Origin of the sequence: Methanosarcina sp. A14 (assembly GCF_001729375.1) — an archaeon.
Lineage (GTDB): Archaea > Halobacteriota > Methanosarcinia > Methanosarcinales > Methanosarcinaceae > Methanosarcina > Methanosarcina barkeri.
This window is the reverse complement of record NZ_LZPK01000383.1, coordinates 1-19544: the sequence shown is the minus strand read 5'-3', so window position 1 is coordinate 19544 and position 19544 is coordinate 1. Positions and strand designations below refer to the sequence as shown.

Annotated in this window: 18 protein-coding genes; 9 read left to right on the top strand and 9 right to left on the bottom strand. The window is 39.1% G+C overall.

What is annotated here, in order from left to right; all coding sequences use genetic code 11:
* Positions 1-70: 70 nt before the first annotated feature.
* On the bottom strand, positions 71-1924 hold the full coding sequence (gene glmS, locus A9239_RS17445; RefSeq protein ID WP_048121001.1) for a glutamine--fructose-6-phosphate transaminase (isomerizing): 1854 nt from the start codon (positions 1922-1924) through the stop codon (positions 71-73).
* A 17-nt stretch (positions 1925-1941) separates the two neighbouring features.
* Positions 1942-3159, bottom strand: coding sequence for a bifunctional sugar-1-phosphate nucleotidylyltransferase/acetyltransferase (gene glmU, locus A9239_RS17440; RefSeq protein WP_048120998.1), 1218 nt, complete (start codon positions 3157-3159; stop codon positions 1942-1944).
* 756 nt (positions 3160-3915) lie between these two features.
* On the opposite strand from glmU, the gene A9239_RS21000 reads away from it, so the two are divergent.
* Positions 3916-4230: a type IV pilin N-terminal domain-containing protein gene (locus tag A9239_RS21000; protein WP_141706508.1), complete on the top strand. Its 315-nt coding sequence runs from the start codon at positions 3916-3918 to the stop codon at positions 4228-4230.
* Positions 4231-4253: 23 nt separating this feature from the next.
* Here the strand turns inward: A9239_RS21000 and A9239_RS19800 are convergent, their stop codons facing one another.
* The gene (locus A9239_RS19800; RefSeq protein WP_155396521.1) at positions 4254-4427 is read right to left on the bottom strand and encodes a hypothetical protein; all 174 of its coding nucleotides are present in this window, start codon (positions 4425-4427) and stop codon (positions 4254-4256) included.
* Positions 4428-4561: 134 nt separating this feature from the next.
* Here A9239_RS19800 and A9239_RS17430 point away from each other — a divergent pair, with 134 nt between their 5' ends.
* From A9239_RS17430 to A9239_RS20735, 6 genes are all read left to right on the top strand, one after another.
* Positions 4562-5344, top strand: a complete 783-nt coding sequence (locus A9239_RS17430; protein WP_048155954.1) for a hypothetical protein — start codon at positions 4562-4564, stop codon at positions 5342-5344.
* 592 nt (positions 5345-5936) lie between these two features.
* Positions 5937-7208, top strand: coding sequence for a replication protein A (locus tag A9239_RS17425; RefSeq protein ID WP_048120992.1), 1272 nt, complete (start codon positions 5937-5939; stop codon positions 7206-7208).
* Entirely contained in the window at positions 7209-7778 is a 570-nt protein-coding gene (locus A9239_RS17420; protein WP_048120990.1) for an RPA family protein, read from the top strand.
* 1633 nt (positions 7779-9411) lie between these two features.
* On the top strand, positions 9412-9714 hold the full coding sequence (locus tag A9239_RS17415; protein ID WP_048120988.1) for a hypothetical protein: 303 nt from the start codon (positions 9412-9414) through the stop codon (positions 9712-9714).
* 13 nt (positions 9715-9727) lie between these two features.
* Positions 9728-10360 carry a YcdB/YcdC domain-containing protein gene (locus A9239_RS20740; protein WP_230668877.1) on the top strand — a complete coding sequence of 211 codons (633 nt, stop codon included), beginning with the start codon at positions 9728-9730 and terminating at the stop codon, positions 10358-10360.
* Positions 10342-10641: a hypothetical protein gene (locus tag A9239_RS20735; protein WP_230668875.1), complete on the top strand. Its 300-nt coding sequence runs from the start codon at positions 10342-10344 to the stop codon at positions 10639-10641. Before A9239_RS20740 ends, A9239_RS20735 begins: the two co-directional genes overlap by 19 nt.
* A gap of 273 nt (positions 10642-10914) precedes the next feature.
* Here A9239_RS20735 and A9239_RS17405 read toward each other — a convergent pair whose 3' ends face one another.
* From A9239_RS17405 to A9239_RS17385, 5 genes are all read right to left on the bottom strand, one after another.
* Positions 10915-11625 carry a dipeptide/oligopeptide/nickel ABC transporter ATP-binding protein gene (locus A9239_RS17405; RefSeq protein ID WP_048120986.1) on the bottom strand — a complete coding sequence of 237 codons (711 nt, stop codon included), beginning with the start codon at positions 11623-11625 and terminating at the stop codon, positions 10915-10917.
* Positions 11613-12680 carry an ABC transporter ATP-binding protein gene (locus A9239_RS17400; protein ID WP_048120985.1) on the bottom strand — a complete coding sequence of 356 codons (1068 nt, stop codon included), beginning with the start codon at positions 12678-12680 and terminating at the stop codon, positions 11613-11615. Before A9239_RS17400 ends, A9239_RS17405 begins: the two co-directional genes overlap by 13 nt.
* Entirely contained in the window at positions 12677-13588 is a 912-nt protein-coding gene (gene nikC, locus A9239_RS17395; protein WP_048120983.1) for a nickel ABC transporter permease subunit NikC, read from the bottom strand. The genes A9239_RS17400 and nikC overlap by 4 nt, the downstream gene beginning before the upstream one ends.
* Positions 13572-14513: a nickel ABC transporter permease gene (gene nikB / locus A9239_RS17390; protein WP_048123409.1), complete on the bottom strand. Its 942-nt coding sequence runs from the start codon at positions 14511-14513 to the stop codon at positions 13572-13574. Before nikB ends, nikC begins: the two co-directional genes overlap by 17 nt.
* Positions 14514-14752: 239 nt before the next feature.
* Entirely contained in the window at positions 14753-16327 is a 1575-nt protein-coding gene (locus A9239_RS17385; RefSeq protein WP_048155951.1) for an ABC transporter substrate-binding protein, read from the bottom strand.
* Between the two features lie 578 nt (positions 16328-16905).
* Between A9239_RS17385 and A9239_RS17380 the strand changes: the two genes are divergently transcribed.
* Both A9239_RS17380 and A9239_RS17375 read left to right on the top strand, forming a co-directional pair.
* The gene (locus tag A9239_RS17380) at positions 16906-17754 is read left to right on the top strand and encodes a class I SAM-dependent methyltransferase (RefSeq protein ID WP_048120978.1); all 849 of its coding nucleotides are present in this window, start codon (positions 16906-16908) and stop codon (positions 17752-17754) included.
* 663 nt (positions 17755-18417) lie between these two features.
* Positions 18418-18639 (top strand): hypothetical protein, encoded by a 222-nt coding sequence (locus A9239_RS17375; RefSeq protein WP_048120976.1) that lies wholly within the window; start codon positions 18418-18420, stop codon positions 18637-18639.
* Positions 18640-18790: 151 nt separating this feature from the next.
* Here A9239_RS17375 and A9239_RS17370 read toward each other — a convergent pair whose 3' ends face one another.
* The gene (locus A9239_RS17370) at positions 18791-19351 is read right to left on the bottom strand and encodes a metallophosphoesterase (RefSeq protein WP_048155949.1); all 561 of its coding nucleotides are present in this window, start codon (positions 19349-19351) and stop codon (positions 18791-18793) included.
* Positions 19352-19544 lie beyond the last annotated feature (193 nt).

Here is a 19544-nt window from a genome sequence, read left to right as displayed (position 1 = left end):
TTCCGAAATTTTCTAAAAGTATTTCTTTAAATTCTCTTGTTTTTTAATTTTTAAATTTTTGGGCATTTCATTATTCAACTGTGACACTTTTTGCAAGATTACGCGGTTTGTCAATCGAACATCCACGAGCAAGAGCAGTGTAATAAGCAAGCAGCTGGAGGACTACCACACTGAGCAGCGGAGAAAGCAATTCACTACTCTGAGGTATTGTAAGAACAACATCCGCATATTTTCCGATCTCTGTATCTTTGTTATCGGCCACTGCGATAACCGTTGCATCCCTGGCTTTTACTTCCTTTATATTACTCAGTACCTTGTCGTAAGTCTGCCCTCTTGTTGCAATGGTAACTACAGGCGTTCCTTTCTCAAGCAGCGCAATCGGTCCATGTTTAAGTTCTCCTGCGGCAAAACCCTCAGCATGCAAATATGAAATTTCTTTTAATTTGAGAGCTCCTTCAAGGGCAATCGGATAGTTAAGGTTCCTGCCGAGGAAAAAATAGTTTTCTGCCTGAGCAAAATTCTCTGCACATTCCTTTACTGCTTCTTTCTGGTTGAGAATCTGCTGAATCTGACCTGGTATTTTTCTTAGACCCGTAATGAATCCTTTAACATAATTAGGACTTAGCTTACCTCTTGAGAGGGCGAACTTTACGGCAAGCAGATAAAGAAGTGTAAGCTGGGTACTGAAGGTTTTGGTCGCGGCAACTCCAATCTCAGGTCCTGCTCTGGTATAGAGCACACTGTTAGCTTCTCTTGTAATGGTGCTTCCTACAACGTTTGTAATTGCAAGTGTAGGGCAGTTGTAGGACATTATTTCCCTAACAGCCGCGAGAGTATCTGCAGTCTCCCCGGATTGGGTGATTGCGATGGCGAGAGTTCCATCACTTATAACCGGGCTTCTGTACCTGTACTCCGAGCAGATGTCTATGTCGCAATGAATTCCTGCAAGCTGCTCAAAAAGGTATTTCCCAAGCAGCCCTGCGTGCCAGGAGGTTCCACATGCCAGAATCTGGACTCTTGAAAGTTTCCTTATCTCTTCATCGGTCATATTAAGTTCTTTGAGATCTATCGTTCCTTCAAGTTCCGAGACCTTGCCTGCAAGTGTATTATGAATCGCGCTCACCTGCTCGTGAATTTCCTTGAGCATGAAATGTTCGTAGCCGGCTTTTTCAGCAGCTTCAAAGTCCCACTCGATCTTTTCTATCTTCTTTTCGCGTGCTTTTCCTTCTCTGTCAAAGATCTCTACATTGGTAGGAGTCAGAACTGCGGTTTCAAAGTCATTTACGAAAATTACATCCCTTGTATAATTCAAAAAAGCAGTTACATCCGATGCGGCAAAGTTCTCTCCTTTGCCGAGTCCTATAACAAGTGGGCTGTCTTTCCGGGCAAGCACGAGTTTTCCCTGTTCGTCAGCACAGATAGCTGCAAGAGCATATGAACCTTCGATCTCTTTTAGCGCTTCCCGCAGTCCTGTAAGAAGTTCGCATTTTGCTTCTCTTCCATCGGGCTTACCGTATATGTGTTTATGCAGGAGGTGTGCGATCACTTCGGTATCAGTTTCCGATTTAAATTCATATCCTTCTGCAGTCAGTTGTTCTTTCAATGCCATGTAGTTCTCTATGATTCCGTTATGCACAACAGATATCTTACATGGGTTTCCAGAGGTATGCGGATGAGCATTTATTGTGCTGGGTCGTCCGTGGGTTGCCCAGCGAGTGTGCCCTATTCCGATGTTGCCACTTATTTCATCTGGGATTGTGGCTTCAAGGTTTACGATTTTACCTACTGACTTATAAGTATTGATTCCGCTGCCCAGAATCGAAATCCCAGCAGAATCGTATCCACGGTACTCGAGTTTTTTGAGAGATTCTATGATGACAGATGCAGCAGAGTTTTCACCTGCATATCCTACAATTCCACACATTTTTCCACCTTTTAGGGTTAAAGAACAACCGAATGACGGGACAGGTCCCTGTATATGGTATTCCCAGATTCAACCTGACAGTCAACAGCTATTGTTACTCCAGCTTTCACAAGTACACTATTCCCAATCCGGTTGTCGTCTCCGAAGATGGTGCCGAGTTTGGGAGCTCGATGAATAGTTCCGTTCATAATGATCGATAGACCTTCTTTTTCTTCAACAAGGAAACCTGAGCCAATTGTATTGTTGCTTCCAATTATGGAATTAGAGATCTGCCCATGAGAGTATATCCTGCAGTCATTCATTATTATACTGTTCTGTATTTCGGTAAATGACCTGATCGATACATTGTCTCCTATTGTTGTGGAGGGCAGAATTACTACATTGGGTCCGATATCACAATTTTCCCCTATGACTACAGGGCCTACAATGTAAGTTCCTGAACGAATCCTTGTATTCTTTCCTACTGTCACCTTTCCACTGAGGAAAACTCCCTCTTCAACTTCTCCTTCAAGCTTCAAGTTCCTGGCTGAATTTAAGACTATGGCATTAGCTTTTAATAGATCCCAGGAATGAACAGCGTCAAGCCATTTTGATTCGGTAGAAACAGAAGTAACGATTTTCCCTTCGTCAATCATAAGCTGGAGGGTATCGGTTATTGCATATTCCCCGTTTTCGGATATCGGGGTTTTTTCAATGGTTTCAAAGACCTGCGGTGTAAAAATATAAATTCCGGTATTTACAATACGGCTCAGGTCTCCAGGCCTTTTTTCCAGAATTCTTGTGACTCTCTTTTTTTCTTTCAGAACCACACCATAGCCTGCAGTCTCTTCCATCTGAACAGTTAGAAGGCTTGCGTCTCCTTCATAATTATTCAGAAGGTCCGCTATAGTTTTTGGTTCCACCAGGTTATCTCCATTGAGCACAAGAAATACCGAGTCCTCGGGTTCAATCCATTTTTTTGCCTGCTCAATTGCATGTGCAGTACCTAGCTGAGCTTTCTGTTCAATGTACCTAATTTTCACTCCGAAGTTTAGCCCGTCTTCGAAATAGTCCATTATGCGTTCTTTTTTATATCCAACAATTAATATAATATCAGTTATTCCATTTTTTTCAAGCGAACCTATTACATGTTCTAAAATAGGTCTGTTGGCTATAGGAAGCATTACTTTTGAACGAGTTAGAGTAAGAGGCCTGCAGCGCAGCCCTTCTCCTGCTGCAAGGATAATAGCTTTCATAATTTTAAGAACCTTTTTTAGAATTTATATATTACCTTCAAAAGTTTTAACCAAAGCAACTGTGTATATATATCGATAGAGTTTTATATCTGTATAAGGGACAGCTATCAATAAAAAAGTAATCCTATGTAATTGAAAAATAAGTTTTTTCTACAGGATAAACAACTCCATAACATGAATTCAGCAACTCTATAAAAAATTTCGTTCCACTTCTAGCTTTTACAGGCAATTTTATTTTTTTAAAAGTGTCGAAACTTATTTATTTCATAAAATCCTGTATGTATTTCCTACTTTTTATGTTTTATGCTTCCCAACCTTTGAGAAGTCGGGCAATTCTTAAGGAATCCTTTCTATTGAAAGTTTTATTAACTTCCATACTTTTGATAAATAGTTGTGACAACTTATTAAAAATAATAGTCTAATTCTTATAATCCTTCAGAATACCCTATAATTTCTACAAAAACCAAAAAATAAAAAATATTGAGTAGTATTGAAGCTTCTGGAAGATCATTTATTGGGATCACTTTTTCGGACAGCCCTGAAAATCTGCGTTTCTATTCTTTCTTTAAACTCGATTTTTCAGTAGACCCTGGAAATGGTATTGTATATCTTCTATAATCGTAAACCGTAATCGGTTATATGTCCTGTGTTCCAGGATGTTACATCTCGGTTGACTAATAAGATTTCTATACATTATAATAAATAAAATGTATTTTTTTAGCCTCGACCAATCAGTCACTATAATGCCTAAAATTAATAGTTCATACAAACAATTTTATTAATATTAAAAAGTGTTCGTTTAATATTCATAACTTAAATTTTTGCAAGGTACTTATTATCGCGGCCGGTAAAAAGTCAAGGGCTCTTGGCGAGAAATGCCAGGCAGTCTCAGAAGTATACGGGCAAATATTAATGGTTGTGGTGACCATCATACTTGCTGCATCACTGGTGTACCCCAATATTCCCGGAAAGTGCACCCAGGGCAAATCTCTTGATAGAAGCTCTAATTTTACGCAGGATTCAACAACGCCCAGGATGAAACGACACCAACGCAGAATGAAACGACGCTAGACAGCTATTTAATTGAGGCTTCTTCAGGGTTCGGGGATAATATTTCTCCCACAGGAAGTACCTATGTTCCCGCCGGTGGCAACAAGCTCTTCAGTATAATCCCGGATGAAAACTATAAAGTTCTTAATGTGTTGGTGGACGTGAATTCCGTTGGGCCGGTTTCCACTTATACCTTCAATAATGTGTCGTCCAGTCACAGTATTCAAGCGAGTTTTACCGTTAATTTCAATGTGATAAACAACAATACGGTAGTACCGAAAGAAAACTTCACGGTCAACACAACTGTGATTGGTTGTGCTTTTATTAGGAACTGGGGATTGTCTCCGGTTACTTGCGTCTTAAGTTAGGGGACTATACTTATGATCTCTGGGGAGATTACAAGAATCCATCAAAAGGGAATATCAATGACGGGAAAAATCCTTGCTTCTGGGAATCTCCAATTTCCTATAATGCGGATACGCCTGTAACGGTCGAAGCTTGCTCCTGGGAATATTTCTGGAATCATAAATCAAAACAAATTCTTACAGTTAGCACTTCGACTAATTCTTCCAATTTGAAGGTCCTTATGAATGAAGATCGTGTTTCTGATATCCCCGGATTTCATGGTCAGGACTCGATTGAAGACTTTGTAAAAGGATACATTGAAAACGGTAGTATCAAGCTTAAGGAAAATGAGGCTATATATATTTTTGAGCTGGGCAATACAAACCTGGACAGCTCTGGTGCTGATTTTCAGGATCTTGTCATTTTGGTTTCAGTAAACGGAGTAGAAACCTCACAGTCTACAGTTGAATCTCAGAACTCGGACTCAAGTGAAACCCCGGATGAAATCCCGGATGGAATCCTGGATGAACCTCAAGATGAAATCCAAGATAAAAACCCAAGTGAAATAGTTCTCAAGCTCGTAATCGAACACTGTGGGGGGGATACAATTAATTTCAAATTTAATAATGAGACAAAAGTTATACTTCAGAAAGGAGATGATCAACGTTACCTCAATTTAACGGAACTTGGGGCCTTCAAAGTAGGGGATTCAGCCATTTTGATCTTAAATATGACGATGAAGAGATTCGCGAACCGCTTGACCTTAGTCAGGGGGACTGCTCATCTATAAAAATATTGGATGTCCAGAGCAAATCCTTAATCTACTCTGGAAACATCATGGTTAAATAAAATAATATATTAACGGGGAATATATTAATAGAGCTGACCTTTATGGGACTCAGCTCCAAAAACAGAAAACAACTTGTAAAAGCTTATATAAGCGTCTGAAGAGGGTCTACTAAAATAAAAATTTACAAAAATTGGCATATTTTTAATTCTTCATAAAGCTGAGTTGGTTCTTTGTAATAATGCTGCAAAATCTCTGGGTAAATAAGTTTAAGTATAGTATACACACATAATCTCTTAAAAAAATTTGAATAAATATCTGAAGTAACTTCAAAATTGAACTCAAGCAGGAAGCAGGTATTATGCATAAGGAATTTAAAAACAGTTTCAAAATAATAGTCTTTCCACTGTGTGGGATTGAGTCTCAGGGGTTAATTTCATGGTTTCTCAGTCTTTAAGAAGAACATTATCAGATAAGATTACGGCCTTGATGCAAATACTTTCACTCCGCTTTCCTTAACTTTATATGCTGTGGCGTTGTAGATTAAAACGCCTCTCTATAAATAAAGATAAACAAGAGGCTTGAGGTAGGAAGAATGAAACAGACAGCTGAATCTATTCGAGATCGATTTTTAAAGCTTGGCATCGACGTACCTATAGAGGATATCGAAAGCAGACTTGATGAACTGATTACTAAATTTAAAGTTCCTTCAAACGAAGCCCAGCGCAGTGTGACCAATTACTTTTTGAAGAAATATTCTATTCCTAAAAATGAATTTTACACGAGGCAGGCTGAGCCGCAGCTTACAAAGATTATGGATATTTCGGAAAATGGGCAGTGGGCAAATCTTAAGGCAAGGGTTGTCCAGCTCTGGGAAAACACTCACGAGTCAATTTCTCAGGTAGGACTACTGGGGGATGAAACAGGAATTATAAAGTTTACTGCATGGAAAAATGCCGAACTGCCTGAGCTTGAACAGGGAGAGAGTTATTTCTTCAGGAGCGTTGTTGTAGGAGAGTACAATGGCAGGTTCCAGGTTCAGCTTAACAAGAATACTTCTATAGAAAAGCTGGATGAAGCCATTGGAGTTGGGGGCGGGGACTTCATACCATCTGCAAGAGAGTCTGAACTCAGGAACATCTCCGATCTTGCAGGAGGCCAATGGGCTACAGTTAAAGGAAAAGTGGTTCAACTCTGGGAAAACTCTCATGAATCAATTGAGCAGGCAGGGCTTATAGGAGACCCCACAGGGGTTATTAAATTCACTAACTGGGCCAGTTCCGAGCTTCCTGACATGGAAGAGGGCAAGAGCTACATGTTGAATAATGTAGTTGTTAACGAATGGGGAGGTAAGATCCAGATTCAGCTTAACAGGTCAAGTTCTATAGAAGAACTTGATGAAGATATCAAAGTCGGATCCTTAACTTCCACATACTTTGGAGCAATGGTAGACATTCAGACTGGTTCAGGTCTCATAAAACGCTGTCCTGAGTGTAAAAGGGCTCTGGTTAAGGGTGCTTGCCCGGAGCACGGAAAAGTAAAAGGGGAATACGACCTGAGGATAAAAGCGGTTCTGGATTCCGGAACTTCCACTCAGGATATCCTTATTAACAGAGAACTTACCGAGAAGCTTGCAGGGCTTTCTCTCGATACTGCAATTGCAATGGCCGCAGACGCTCTTGATCCAGGGGTAGTTCTGGATAATCTAAAACAGGAACTGCTGGGCAGGTACTATACTGTAATCGGTCACAAGCTTGATCGCTATATCCTTGTGGATTCCATTACTCCAAAAACTTCTCTGGATAGAGAGATGATTGATGAAATACTTGCGCTTAATGAAACACTTACCAAGCTGGAGGTGCAGTAAATGCCAGGTTTTTTCAGAGAAGTTGCCCGCAGGGTTTTTGCCCAGGAAATGAAGGATTCGAACCTGACCTCAAGGGATGAAAATGATCAGTATGCTCCACAGTATGTCCTGACGCCCACAGGAGCTAAAGTAAACCGTATCTTCCTTGTTGGCACACTTATCGAAAAGGAAGATATCGGCACTGATTCCGAGTACTGGAGGGGAAGAGTTTCAGACCCGACAGGTTCTTTCCTAGTCTATGCCGGGCAGTATCAGCCTGAAGCTGCTCAATTCCTTGCCGAGTGCGAGCTGCCAGCTTTTGTAGCAGTTGTGGGCAAAACTAGCACCTATACCACAGATGATGGGAATGTCCTGACTTCTATCCGTCCAGAGTCTATCCAGCATGTAGATGAACTTACCCGGGACCTCTGGGTGCTTGATACTGCAAAACAGACTCTTGAGAGGATAAGGGCAATTGAATCAGAGGAAGATCAAAACTCAAAACTTGCAAAAGAACACTATTCGACTGATATCGGTTACTACCGCACTATAGTCAAAAAGGCTCTTGAGTCTCTCAAAGAAACGGAATGAAACTAAAAAGAGTAAAAACCATACTATCATAATCGGGGGTAAATGCCCCTTAACTTTTTTTATTTCAATCGATTTTTATTTTTTCTTTCTATCTGTTTTTTATTTTCAGAGTTTTAGGTACTTCCTCATTAACCAGTTGATGTTTTTCAGATTTCTTTAATTTAACAATTCTATTAATTTCCATCTCTTATTAGTAATTCTACACTCTTGTCCAGGTTTTTTCTTTTCCAAATCTCTCTTTTCACCTTTTAATCTTCTGTGCTCTCTGTATAAGTTAAATGAATACAATAAAGCCTCATTTGGGCATACAGTATTTTAACTTTCTTTGAAAAATTTCTGTCCGAAAATTCTAGAAAAACGGTAAAACTCATTTTTCATTAATTTTTTGGTCTCAACTGGTTTGGTTAATGCACAAATCCGTCATTCAATACGTATGGAGTGACGCTATGAGGACGGTGAAATCCTCTATATTTATCATACTATCCGGCGCAAGGGTTCGCCCAGATACTGGTCCCGCAGTAAACCCAAAGAAGCAACAGGGATTACGTCTTATGACCTTCTCCAAAAATTTCTTGAAAAAAGCCTGAGTTTTGAAGAGAAGTTTATGTTCTAGGCTATTGGCTGTCAGAACTGGACTTGTTCTTTATTGTTCTTACTCAAAAAAGAGAAAAAGAATAAAAAATGCAAGCAAATAGTTTTTTAAAAATGTTGTCAGCAAAATAATCGGGAATAGGTTTCCTCATAGGTCAAATTCTAATTTTTTTCTGGGACTCTGAAACAATGTTCGTGAGGTTTTGCCTAAGCCGAAGGAAAAAGAAAGACCTTTCATAAGCTTTAGAAGAGCATGTGAACTTACATACAGTTCTTAAACAAATCGATAAACTATGATATGAATTCGAATAAGTACCTAAATTTTGATACATTTTCGAAATAAGAAATCGAAGAATTCTATAGTGTTTTAATAATATTAAAAATTGTTTAAAAACATTGAATTTTTCTTTACATCTAGTGATTTCTATTCTATATAAATAAATTATTATTCTTTTCTAATATGAAGTAATGTAAAAACAGACTCATAAGCTACTGTCAAATCAATCGTAAAATGTCGCATAAAATCGATTGCAATTATTCGGAACCTGTGAATCCTTTAGTATTGACGCGACACTACATTGTCAATATAATATTAAATTATTATGTTAATTTCTAATTAAATTATTATATTATTTACCTAATTAAAGAATTTTGTAGTAAAATTTATGTTGAAAAAAGTACTATTCTTACACAACAGTATACAAAAAACAAAACAGATTTGAACTGAACTTGAAAAATCGGTTTGAGCTCTTGAACGCCTAAAGGTAAGGGTATAGTTGCCTTTGATAGTGTTCAAAATTTGTATAATCTTGCCTCTGGAGTAAATCGAATGAGGTAAATAAGAAATGAGCAGAAAAAGAACGAATTTAAAATTATATAATTTGCGTATTGCTACTTTTGTTTGCTGCGCCAGCTTCTGCGGATCCGGATGCTATGTTAGATATAAGCCGAACCTAATTTTGAGATTTTACAACGTCTGATTTTATCTTATTTAATATTCAAAGATGAAAGCTGTCTATATAGTTTGGACGTGAACAGTTGGATGGACGAACGAGACGGAGGATTCATTTTTGCAGGTGCATGTAAATCTGCAAAATACACAGATCTAGGAAACGCGTTTATTAACAACGGTTTTGATACCTACTTTGGGTATGAAGATAATGTTAACACCTTACATAATGCCCTCTTTTATTCTGCATTCTTTGATGCGGCTACTTTCACCGATGTCACTGTTTCTGAAGCAGCCAACTATGCAAGAAACCAAGTCGAAAAAGAGTTTGGAGATGCAGCAGATGTTGCCAATAACAGATTTATAGGAAATTCAAACTTGTGTTTAAGACCTTAAGGGAGAAAAGATCATGAAACTTAATCAAATTTGTATATTGGATTTGATATTATTAAGTGCAATATTTGTGGCTTTTGCTTCTGAAGAGGGAGGAATAATCTTTACGAAAGAAGATGCAAAGCAAACAAAATATCTTGATCCATCAACTGCAGACGTAAATATTAGTTTTGAGGATGCAAAAAACAAACTAATATCAGAAAATCAGGAAGTAATCAATGAATCTGTACATGGAGAACTGATTGATGATGAAAATTTCGGGATAATCTGGCGAGTAAGCTCAAAAACAACTAATGGAAAAAGTATCTTTGCAGGAATAGATGCCTCTAATGGAGAGCAGCTTTTTGTATACGATGGATCAAAGAATGTACAGGGCAGAGACAGTATAAGCAAAGATGATGCTCTGAAAATAGCAGAAGAATATATCGAATCCAGGGTTTCAGCGGATAAAATTAATGAGATTGAGCCTGAATATGTAAACTACATAGAACCTCCTGCTGATGATCTGCCAGGAAATTATCATGTAAGTTACGCAAGAATTATCAGGGGAATACCTCTCTTTCCGATGGAATACTGCTTGATGTTAATGCAGAAACAGGCGAAGTTTCAAGCTATGACAAAAGCTGGTCTATGTCTGAAGAAGAGATAGCACTCATTGATACGGAACCAAGCATTACGGATGAAAAAGCAGTTGAGATTCTCAAAGAATACATGAGTAACAAACCGTCTATAGGAGAAGAAAAAGCAAATAGTGTAAAAGTTATTTCGTCGAACCTTGTCTGGAAAGAGGACGAGGAAGATAAAATTCATCTGGCATGGTGGATCAGGTTCATGGATTCAAGTTTTGCAAGGGACGATACCTATCCTGCTTCAGTATGGATTGACGCACATTCAGGAGAAATGTTGCTGTTTGACTATTCCAGAGACTAAGTTCGAAACAGTTCTAACTTTCCATTCCTCTTTGGCATGAAAGTACGTGATTATTTATTCTCAAGGAACTTTTGTTCCTTTTTCTTTTCCTTTCACTGTCTCTTTTCAGGTATTTTACGTTTTTCTCTTAACTCAACTTTCAAAGAAAATGGGTATATAAAGGGAATTCAATAGCTCGTAGGAAAAAATCCTTCAGTAAAATACTATCTCGTCAGCATTAAAATGTCATATATAATTACTTAAAATGGTTCAGAATTCTTTTGTCTTTGGGGGTTAACGTGACACTATTTTAAAATTAACAATTTTTCCTTTCTCCATAAAGGCAATCTCGTCACTCATCCATTCAACAACCTTAATATCGTGGGAGATAAACAGAAAACTTATCTTGAACTTGATTTGCAGTCCCTTAAGAAGCGAAAGAATTTGAGCCTGGACAAGTGGATCGAGCATCGAAGTAGGCTCATCCGCTACTATTAATTCCGGTTTCATGCTAAGGACTCTTGCAATTGCAACTCTCTGAAGTTGACCTCCACTCAGCTCTTTAGGATAGCGAAAAAGAAGCTCTTCATTAAGGGAAACAATTTCAATAAGTTCCTTTACCCTCTCCAATTCTTCGTCTTTAGCGCAAAGCCTGTGAAGCCTTAAAGGTTCTGCAATTATATCATAAACTTTCATCTTTGGGTTCAAGCATGATTTAGGGTTTTGAAAAATAATTTGCATCCTGGTTCCCAGGTATTTTAAAGAGTGGTCTTTAAGTCCTGAAATGTCCTGACCATCAAAGATAATGCTACCTTCTGTCGGTTCAAGCAATCTCAACACTGTTCTTCCAAGTGTGGATTTTCCGCAACCACTTTTTCCAACAAGACCTAGAGTTTTCCCTTTTTCTATCCTAAAACTGACACCGTCTACAGCCTTGTTAACCTGAATCTGGAAAAGCCCGGAATAATAATGCTTTTTCAGATTTTTCACTTCTAACAATGCCATACGCCCACCTCCGCACACCCAGGAGAGGGAGTATCTGGGATCAATTGTGCTTCTCTTCTTACATTCTTACTGCCTTTTCTTCTTACATTCTTACTGTTTTTTTCAGATAATAAGCAGCGGACAAAATGATCATCTACATGTTCCAATAGTTCAGGGTGGATCTTTGAGCAGTCTGCCAGCTGGTTACTACATCGGGGATGGTACCTGCAACCGGAAGGAGGGGAGATCAGGCTTGGAGACTGACCTAAAACAGTCATTAGCCCTTTTTCTGGAAGAGAATGCAGTAGTGCAAAAGTATAAGGGTGTTTTGGATCGGAAATGACCGTTGCTGTCTTCCCGATTTCAACGATTTCTCCTGCATACATCACTGCAGTCCTATCTGTAAGTTTAGTGGCTACATCCAGATCATGAGTAATTAAGAGCATGGAAGAATTTTCCTTCCGGACAAGCTTGGTAATAATTTCTAGAATTTGCAATTTCATATCAGGATCAAGCCCCTTTGTAGGTTCGTCTGCAATAAGAAGTCTTGGCTTGAGAGCAAGCGCTACTGCTATCATAATTCTCTGCAGCATCCCACCACTAAACTGGTGAGGATATTCAGACTTTCTTGAGGAATCTATTCCAACAAGCTCAAGCATCTCTGAAGCTTTTTTTTCTGCATCTTTTTTTCTCATGCCTTCATGGTATCGATAAATTTCAGCAATTTGACTTCCTACAGAGAGTACGGGGTTAAAACAGATTGAAGGGTCCTGTAGCATGATCCCTATTTTCTTTCCTCTCAGGCTCCTCATTTCTTTTTCAGAAAGACTTAATATATTCTTACCCCTGTAAACGATTCTCCCTTCTATCCTTGCATTATTTGAGAGCAGCCTCAAAAGGGCTTTTCCAAGGGTAGTTTTTCCACAGCCTGTTTCTCCAATAAGCCCAAAAATTTCTCCTTCTTTGATCTCAAAGGAAATGTTCTCGTTTGCTTTTACAAGGCCCCTTGAGGTTTTGAAAGAGACGCTCAGGTTTTCTACTGAAAGGAGTTGAGTGGAGAGGAAAGAAATACTCATCTGTCCAGCACCTCCTGTTTAACAGACTGGCCCAAGCTGGCTCTTAATCCGTCTGCTGCAAAATTGAAAGCAAAAACTGTAAGCATAATCATGAGACCTGGAATAAAACAAAGGTGAGGAGATGTGCGCAGGTATGGAATTCCGGATTTGAGCATAGAGCCCCATTCAGGCGTAGGAGGCTGGATTCCAAGTCCTAGAAAACTCAGAGCAGAGGCAAAGATTATTACATTGGCAATCTCAAGAGTTCCAAGAACGATTACAGGTTCCATGCAGTTTGGAAGTATATGTTTTCGCATAATGTAAAAATTTGAGGGTCTAAGAGCCCTTGCCGCTTCCACAAAATCTCTCTTTTTCAAAGAGAGAACCTGTCCACGTACAAGCCTTGCATAAACAGGCCACTGAGTAAGGGAAAGGGATAGGACGACACTTAAACCCCCTGGTCCCAGCAGTCCTGCTATCATAAGGGCAAGAATAATATTGGGAAAAGCCAGCATCACGTCTACACCTCTCATAAGGATTTCATCAATCAGGCCTCCTTTGTACCCTGAAAACAACCCAATAGAGGTACCTGCAATGGATGTAACTGCAACAACGAGAATTCCAATGCCGAGAGAGATACGTGTGCCATAAATTACTCTTGAAAAAATGCAACGCCCAAATTCATCGGTTCCTAAAGGGTATTCACGACAGGGACTAAGAAATTGTTTGTCAAGTCTCTGGACAAAAGGATCATTTGGAGAGATATAAGGAGCAAATAGGGCCAGAAAACATAGGATAGCAATAAACAAAATGCTAAAGAGCACAAGTTTGTTTTTTTTAAACTCCCATAGACTTAGCCATAGACTTAGCCTTTTTTTATTTATAGAAAGTTTTTCAGCCATTTTTATATTTTCAATCATACATGTCATACCTGATTCTCGGGTCAAGCACTGCATACAATATATCTACTGCAAGACTGGAAAGAGAAAAGAGCACTGCGATAAAAAGAACACAGCCCTGAACCATAGAGAAGTCTCTTGCAAAGATCGAATCAACAAGAAGTTTTCCGATACCTGGCCAGGAGAAAATTGTTTCCACAATAACAGCTCCTCCAAGAAGATAACCCAATTGCATTCCTGCAAATGTAACAACTGGGAGTAAGGCATTTTTCAGTGCATGCCGTAAAACGATAGTATACTCATCAAATCCTCTGGCACGTGCAGCCAAAATATATTCCTTCTCCATCACCTCCATAAGGCTAGCTCGGGTAAGTCTGGCTGTAATTGAAGACATTGAAATTCCAAGGGTTAGAGCAGGAAGAGCAAGGTGATTCAGGCTTCCATACCCATAGCTAGGGAAAATATGAAGAGTCAGGGAAAAAAGCCAGATCAGAAGAATTCCAAGCCAGAAGTTAGGGATAGAAATACCTATCAGGGAAATAAACGCGCAACAATTGTCAAGCAGAGTATTTTTCTGGAGAGCGCCCAGAACTCCTATAGGTAAGGCGATTAGGAGAGAGATTAATAAGCCGGCAACTGTAAGTTCTATAGTCGCCGGTAACTTCAGGAGAATTTCTTCAAGGACATCATCAGAGGTTATAATAGATCTTCCAAGATCAAGATGCAAGAGATGATCCAGCCATATAAAGTACTGGAAATAAACAGGAGCATCAAGTCCTTCTGCTTCCCTGACGGATTCAATCTGGCTTGCATCGAGATCCTGTCCATATCTCTCAAGAGCTATGAGCTCAGCAGGATCTCCTGGCGCAAGGTACATAGCAACAAAAGAAACAAGAGTAACCCCTGATATTACTACTAGTACCATGGCCAAGCGCTTTGCAATGTACTTCCACATAGATATTCTTCTTACTTTTCTGTCATTTTCTGATATCGATCTCTTAATTTCTGATGCTCTCAGACATTTCATTTTAAGTTTTATCTTCCATCTCTTAAGTTCCATTTTAAGTTTTATCTTCCCGTCTATGAAGTTTCATTTTAAGTTTTATCTTCCCGTCTATGAAGTTTCATTTTAAGTTTTACCTTTCCATCTGCGCAGTTTTTTAATGTTCCATCTTTTCGGAATCTTGTTTGAATTTACTTTCTTTCAAGATAAACTCCAGAAAGATCCAGCCAGGGATCTTCTGCTGTTATCACAAAGCCTTTTACAGAAGGGCCGGTTGCTACCACCTTTTCTTCATGTACAAGATAAAAAGCAGGGACTTCTTTTATTACAAAGGCCTGTAGAGCGTAATAGAATTCCTTCTGTTTCTGTGGATCTATGGTCGAATCTGCTGCGTCTACAAGCTGGTCGTAGGTTTCATTGTGGTAGTGAGAGTAAGGACTTTTAGAATGGTGAATAAAGAAGTGTTTTGGATAGGGGCCCCATACAAAATAGCCACTTCTTAGTATCATGCCAAAGTTTCCCACACCTTCTAGTTTGCTGATCGCTCCCTCATCAAGTACTTGAATTTCCACATTCATTCCTATTTTCCTGAGATCTTCCTGCACAACCTGAGCCATAAGAGTATGCCTGGCTGCCCATGCACCCTTACTTACAAGCAAGGTACAATTCAAGGGACTTCCATCTTTTTCTAAAATTCCATCCCCATTGGAATCTTCCCATCCTGCTTCTTTAAGTAGAGCCTTTGATTTATCAAGGTCTTGCGAATATGTCTTCAGGTCAGGGTCAGAGTACATCATGTTGGGGGAATACGGTCTTCCTCCTGCCGGTTTTCCAATGCCGTTAAGAACACCGTTCACCAGGGTATTGGTATCGATTGCATAAGCAACACTCTGGCGTATTTTTGTGTCGTTAAAAGGAGTTTTATCGCAATTGAATTGAAGGAAATCCGTAAAGGTACTTAACTTCCTTTGAACCTGGATACCTTTTTTGGCTTCGAGCCTCTTGACATCGTACTCTGGAACCTTGATAATCATATCCAGTTCCCCATTCTCAAAAGCCATAACTTGCGTAGAAGGATCAGGGATAACTTTAAAAATAACCTTGTCAAGCAGAGACTTATTTCCCCAGTAAGCGTCATTTCTGGTAAGCACTATTTCCTGATCTTTTGTCTGCGATTCAAACTTAAAAGGACCTGTCCCTACCGGTTTGACAAAATTTCCTGCTTTATCAAGACAGCCAGGCCCCATTATGGGCCAGGCTACATGAGTCAGGTAAAAAGGCAGAGGCATGGGTTTTTGGAGAACAAATTTCACGGTATAGTTATCAATAGCCTCTACACTTTTAATCGGTTTCAGTACTGCCTGTCTCACATAAGATTTGTTAGAGTAGGAAAACACAACCGAGTCTGAGTTAAAAGGTGTACCATCATGGAAGGTCACATTCTTGCGTAGGTGGAAGAGCCATGTCGTTCCGTTGTCAGGCGTTTCCCACGACTCGGCGAGTCCTGGGGTAATATTCAGGTTAGAGTCAAGCCTTACAAGGGTTTCATAGACTTGAGACCAAACAAACCTGGCATCGCCATCCGCAAACTTGTCAAGATACCAGTTGTTAACGTCTGAACTTATGCCCACAACAAGGTCCTGAGAGTTTTCCCCGAAACTGTCTCCTTTGGCAGTTTCATCCTTATCTCCGCCTATGCAGGCACTTGCACCAATTACTGCAAGCAGCATGCAGGTTAATAAAATAAATTTGAAATTCCGATCCATATGATAATCCTCAATTCGGCTAAAAGGACTTCTAAAAGCGGCTCTTTCGAGAAGAAATCGAAGAAATCGAAGAACACGATTTATCTCAAAATTAAAAACCAATTTAAACACTGTATAGGCTAGAACGATAGATATATTTATAATATCTTTTTAGTGTGAATGCATTGTTATAATAAATATGAATTTAATAAGTTATTGTAATACTTGGTTATATAAAAGGATTTTTTTATAAAATATAATGTAAACACTGTTAACAAATGTATTACCTGGTTGAAAACCTGAACAAATAAACCAATTCTCAATATCTCGAAAATCGGGGTAAAGTATCGTATTCAACTGGTGAAATGGGCGGTGTATTATTGCATTTGCAGTGCAATTCAAGAAAATCTCCATTTTTCTTGAATGTCAATCAGAGTTCAATAAGTGTAATTTTAGTGGTTGTCAGCTCTAATGCATTTGTTTTACCATTTAATAAAGTATATATATTCATATTTGTATTCGTTTTTGTAACATATTTTGATAATTTGTATTTTGATAGTTTTAAGTAATTCGATATGTAAATAGTTTGAGCTGATAATATGGATCCATGTAACATTGACTGGAATGAAGTCTGGAAAAGGACGTTGGAAAGAGAGTTAGAATCGAACAAAAATGTAGATTGTTCATCTATATGGCAGAACAAGGAAAGAGCCAGACGCTTCTGGAATATGTTTCAGGATAATAACGCAAAGGCAATAACCGAAAAGAGGATAAAGGGCATGAAACTCTCTTCTGACTCCAGAGTTCTTGATATAGGGTCAGGACCCGGTACCCTTGCAATTCCAATTGCACAGCAGGTAGCTCATGTAACTGCTGTTGAACCTTCTGACGGCATGATGAGCATCATGCAGGAAAACATTAAAGAGTACGGAATCAATAACATCGACTGCGTACACAAAGATTGGGAAGCCATTGATGTCGAATCCGACCTTTCTGCTCCTTATGATGTGGTTTTTGCTTCTTATTCCTTGGGCATGAAAGACATACGGACTTCGGTTCAAAAAATGATAGCTGCTTCTTCAAGGTATGTTTATCTGTACTGGTTTGCGGGGGAAACTTCATGGGATGCGCATTCTCGGAGACTCTGGCCTTTCCTTCACGGACGTGAGTATCAGCCAGCCCCGAAGTGTGATGTTCTTTACAATGTGCTCTACAATATGGGAATCTATCCAAATGTTAAAGTTTTCCCTTTCGAGCACATCCACAGGTATGCAACTTTTGAAGAAGCAGTTGAGGATTTCAAGTCGTACTACAATGTAACCTCTAGTACCCAGGAGACCGTTCTCAGGTCCTATCTGAAAGACATTCTTGAGGTAGATAATGAAAATCTTATTCAAAGAGGATGGTCTACCAGAGTAAAAATGTGGTGGGAAAAACAAACTGAGTAGATAGGGGACCTTAATGAACCGCTATTTCCTCTAGAAAATGCACGTTTCTGTCAAGCTTGAACATAATTGTTTTGAGGCTTTTTAAGTATTTCAGAACGGCACTGTCAGGTCTACGAGGGATAAGAATCATTTTCAACATAACTCAAATTTATAATTTGTTCATTTCTCGTAGACTTGAAAGAACTTCATGGATACCGTCATAGATAGGATAAAGACTATTCTTTAGTCGTGAATCAGGTTGATGTAGATGGCAAAAAAGTCCGGTTCTCTCTATGTAAAAATGGAAGAAAAGTCAATCCCTAAATTGTGAAAACGGATGGGACTCTTGAAGACAAGATATTTATAGCAACTGCATACATCGAAAGTGGAAATGTCAAGCTCTACTTTTTGTGTGGATATCCTCATAATTTCCTCATAACAATCAATGCGGTCTTGAATCGAAAATCATTTTATCCATAGAGAATGGCGAATAGTCATTTTCCCTGTAACTCTTCTATTTAATTTTTAACTTCTGCTATTTTATGTAAATATTTTTATTGTTAATGGTCTTAAAGCCAGAAGAGGCAAAATGTACATAAATAAACGAGACATGGTATAAAATGAGTAACTTGTGTTTGAATGAAGCTTAGGGGTAAATAACAAACTTATAAGTGAGATGATCCTGTGAAAACCTATCTTCTGGTCTGGTTCAGCAGTGAAGGGACACGTCCGTCAGAAGTAAACCAGCGGCTAATGTCTCTGGGATTCGAACCAGTGAAGGGCAGCTACGATTTTGTATACAACTGGAATAGCAATGTCAGTGTCGAGAAAATTCTCGAATTTGGGGACAAGGTATATCTGAGCCTTCAAGGTACAGGTGCTATGTTCAAACTGGAAACACTGTAAAACCGTGCTTGCTAAAATTGAATATCCTAACCCTGTTTAGCAGGGCATATGCCTGATTTCAAGCAGTAAATAAGCTCCTGCTCAGGGTTATCCTACAGGGTAGTCCATATTGTGGTTTCCTTCGTGCTATCCCTGCCAGTTTCGGAGATGTTCAAGCCCTTTTCTTGTTTCGGTTTTTTTCCTGCTTGCGTTTTTCCAGGGAATCCCGGAACTTTATGTAATCGCAGGTATCTCCTTCAAGAGTAATTATTCTGCCATTAATGCTTCCTTTTTCGATTATAAGTTCTACAACACTTGGGTTTGACATCCTGGGTTTGGTAGGAGAGCCTGGACAAACAAGCACAACATCTCTTTTCTCTATCAAAGGCCTGTGCAGGTGACCGAAAATCAGAATGTCTACATCCATTTCTTTTGCCAGGTAACCCTGTGCAGTTGTATCGTTAACCGAAAGCCCTCCTTCGTGTACAACTCCGATTTTTACGCCTTCAACTTCGAATTTCAGTCTTTCTGGAAGGAGCTTTTTGAGTTCGGAAGCATCATCGTTTCCAGAAACGGCCTTTAATTTGCCGCTGGCGTTGAAGGCGTTATAGGCTTTTACAGTATTGAAATCCCCTGCATGGACTATAAGGTCACACTCGTTCAGAAGCGTTTGAAGTTGCTGGGGAATTACTCCATTTTTCAGATGAGTATCGGAAAGTACAATCAGTTTCATGGAAAATCTCCTAATTATATGAAATATATTATTTTAAGATAAATCTATGGCAGGCCTTTTGAAATAATGCTTGAGCGCAACCCTTTTGAAATAATGCTTGCCCGCAACCCTTTTTAAAAAATGCTTGACCGAAACCCCCGAGAAACGTTTGAGTTTGAAAATCTTATCCTCAAACCCTATCGGCGTGATCACA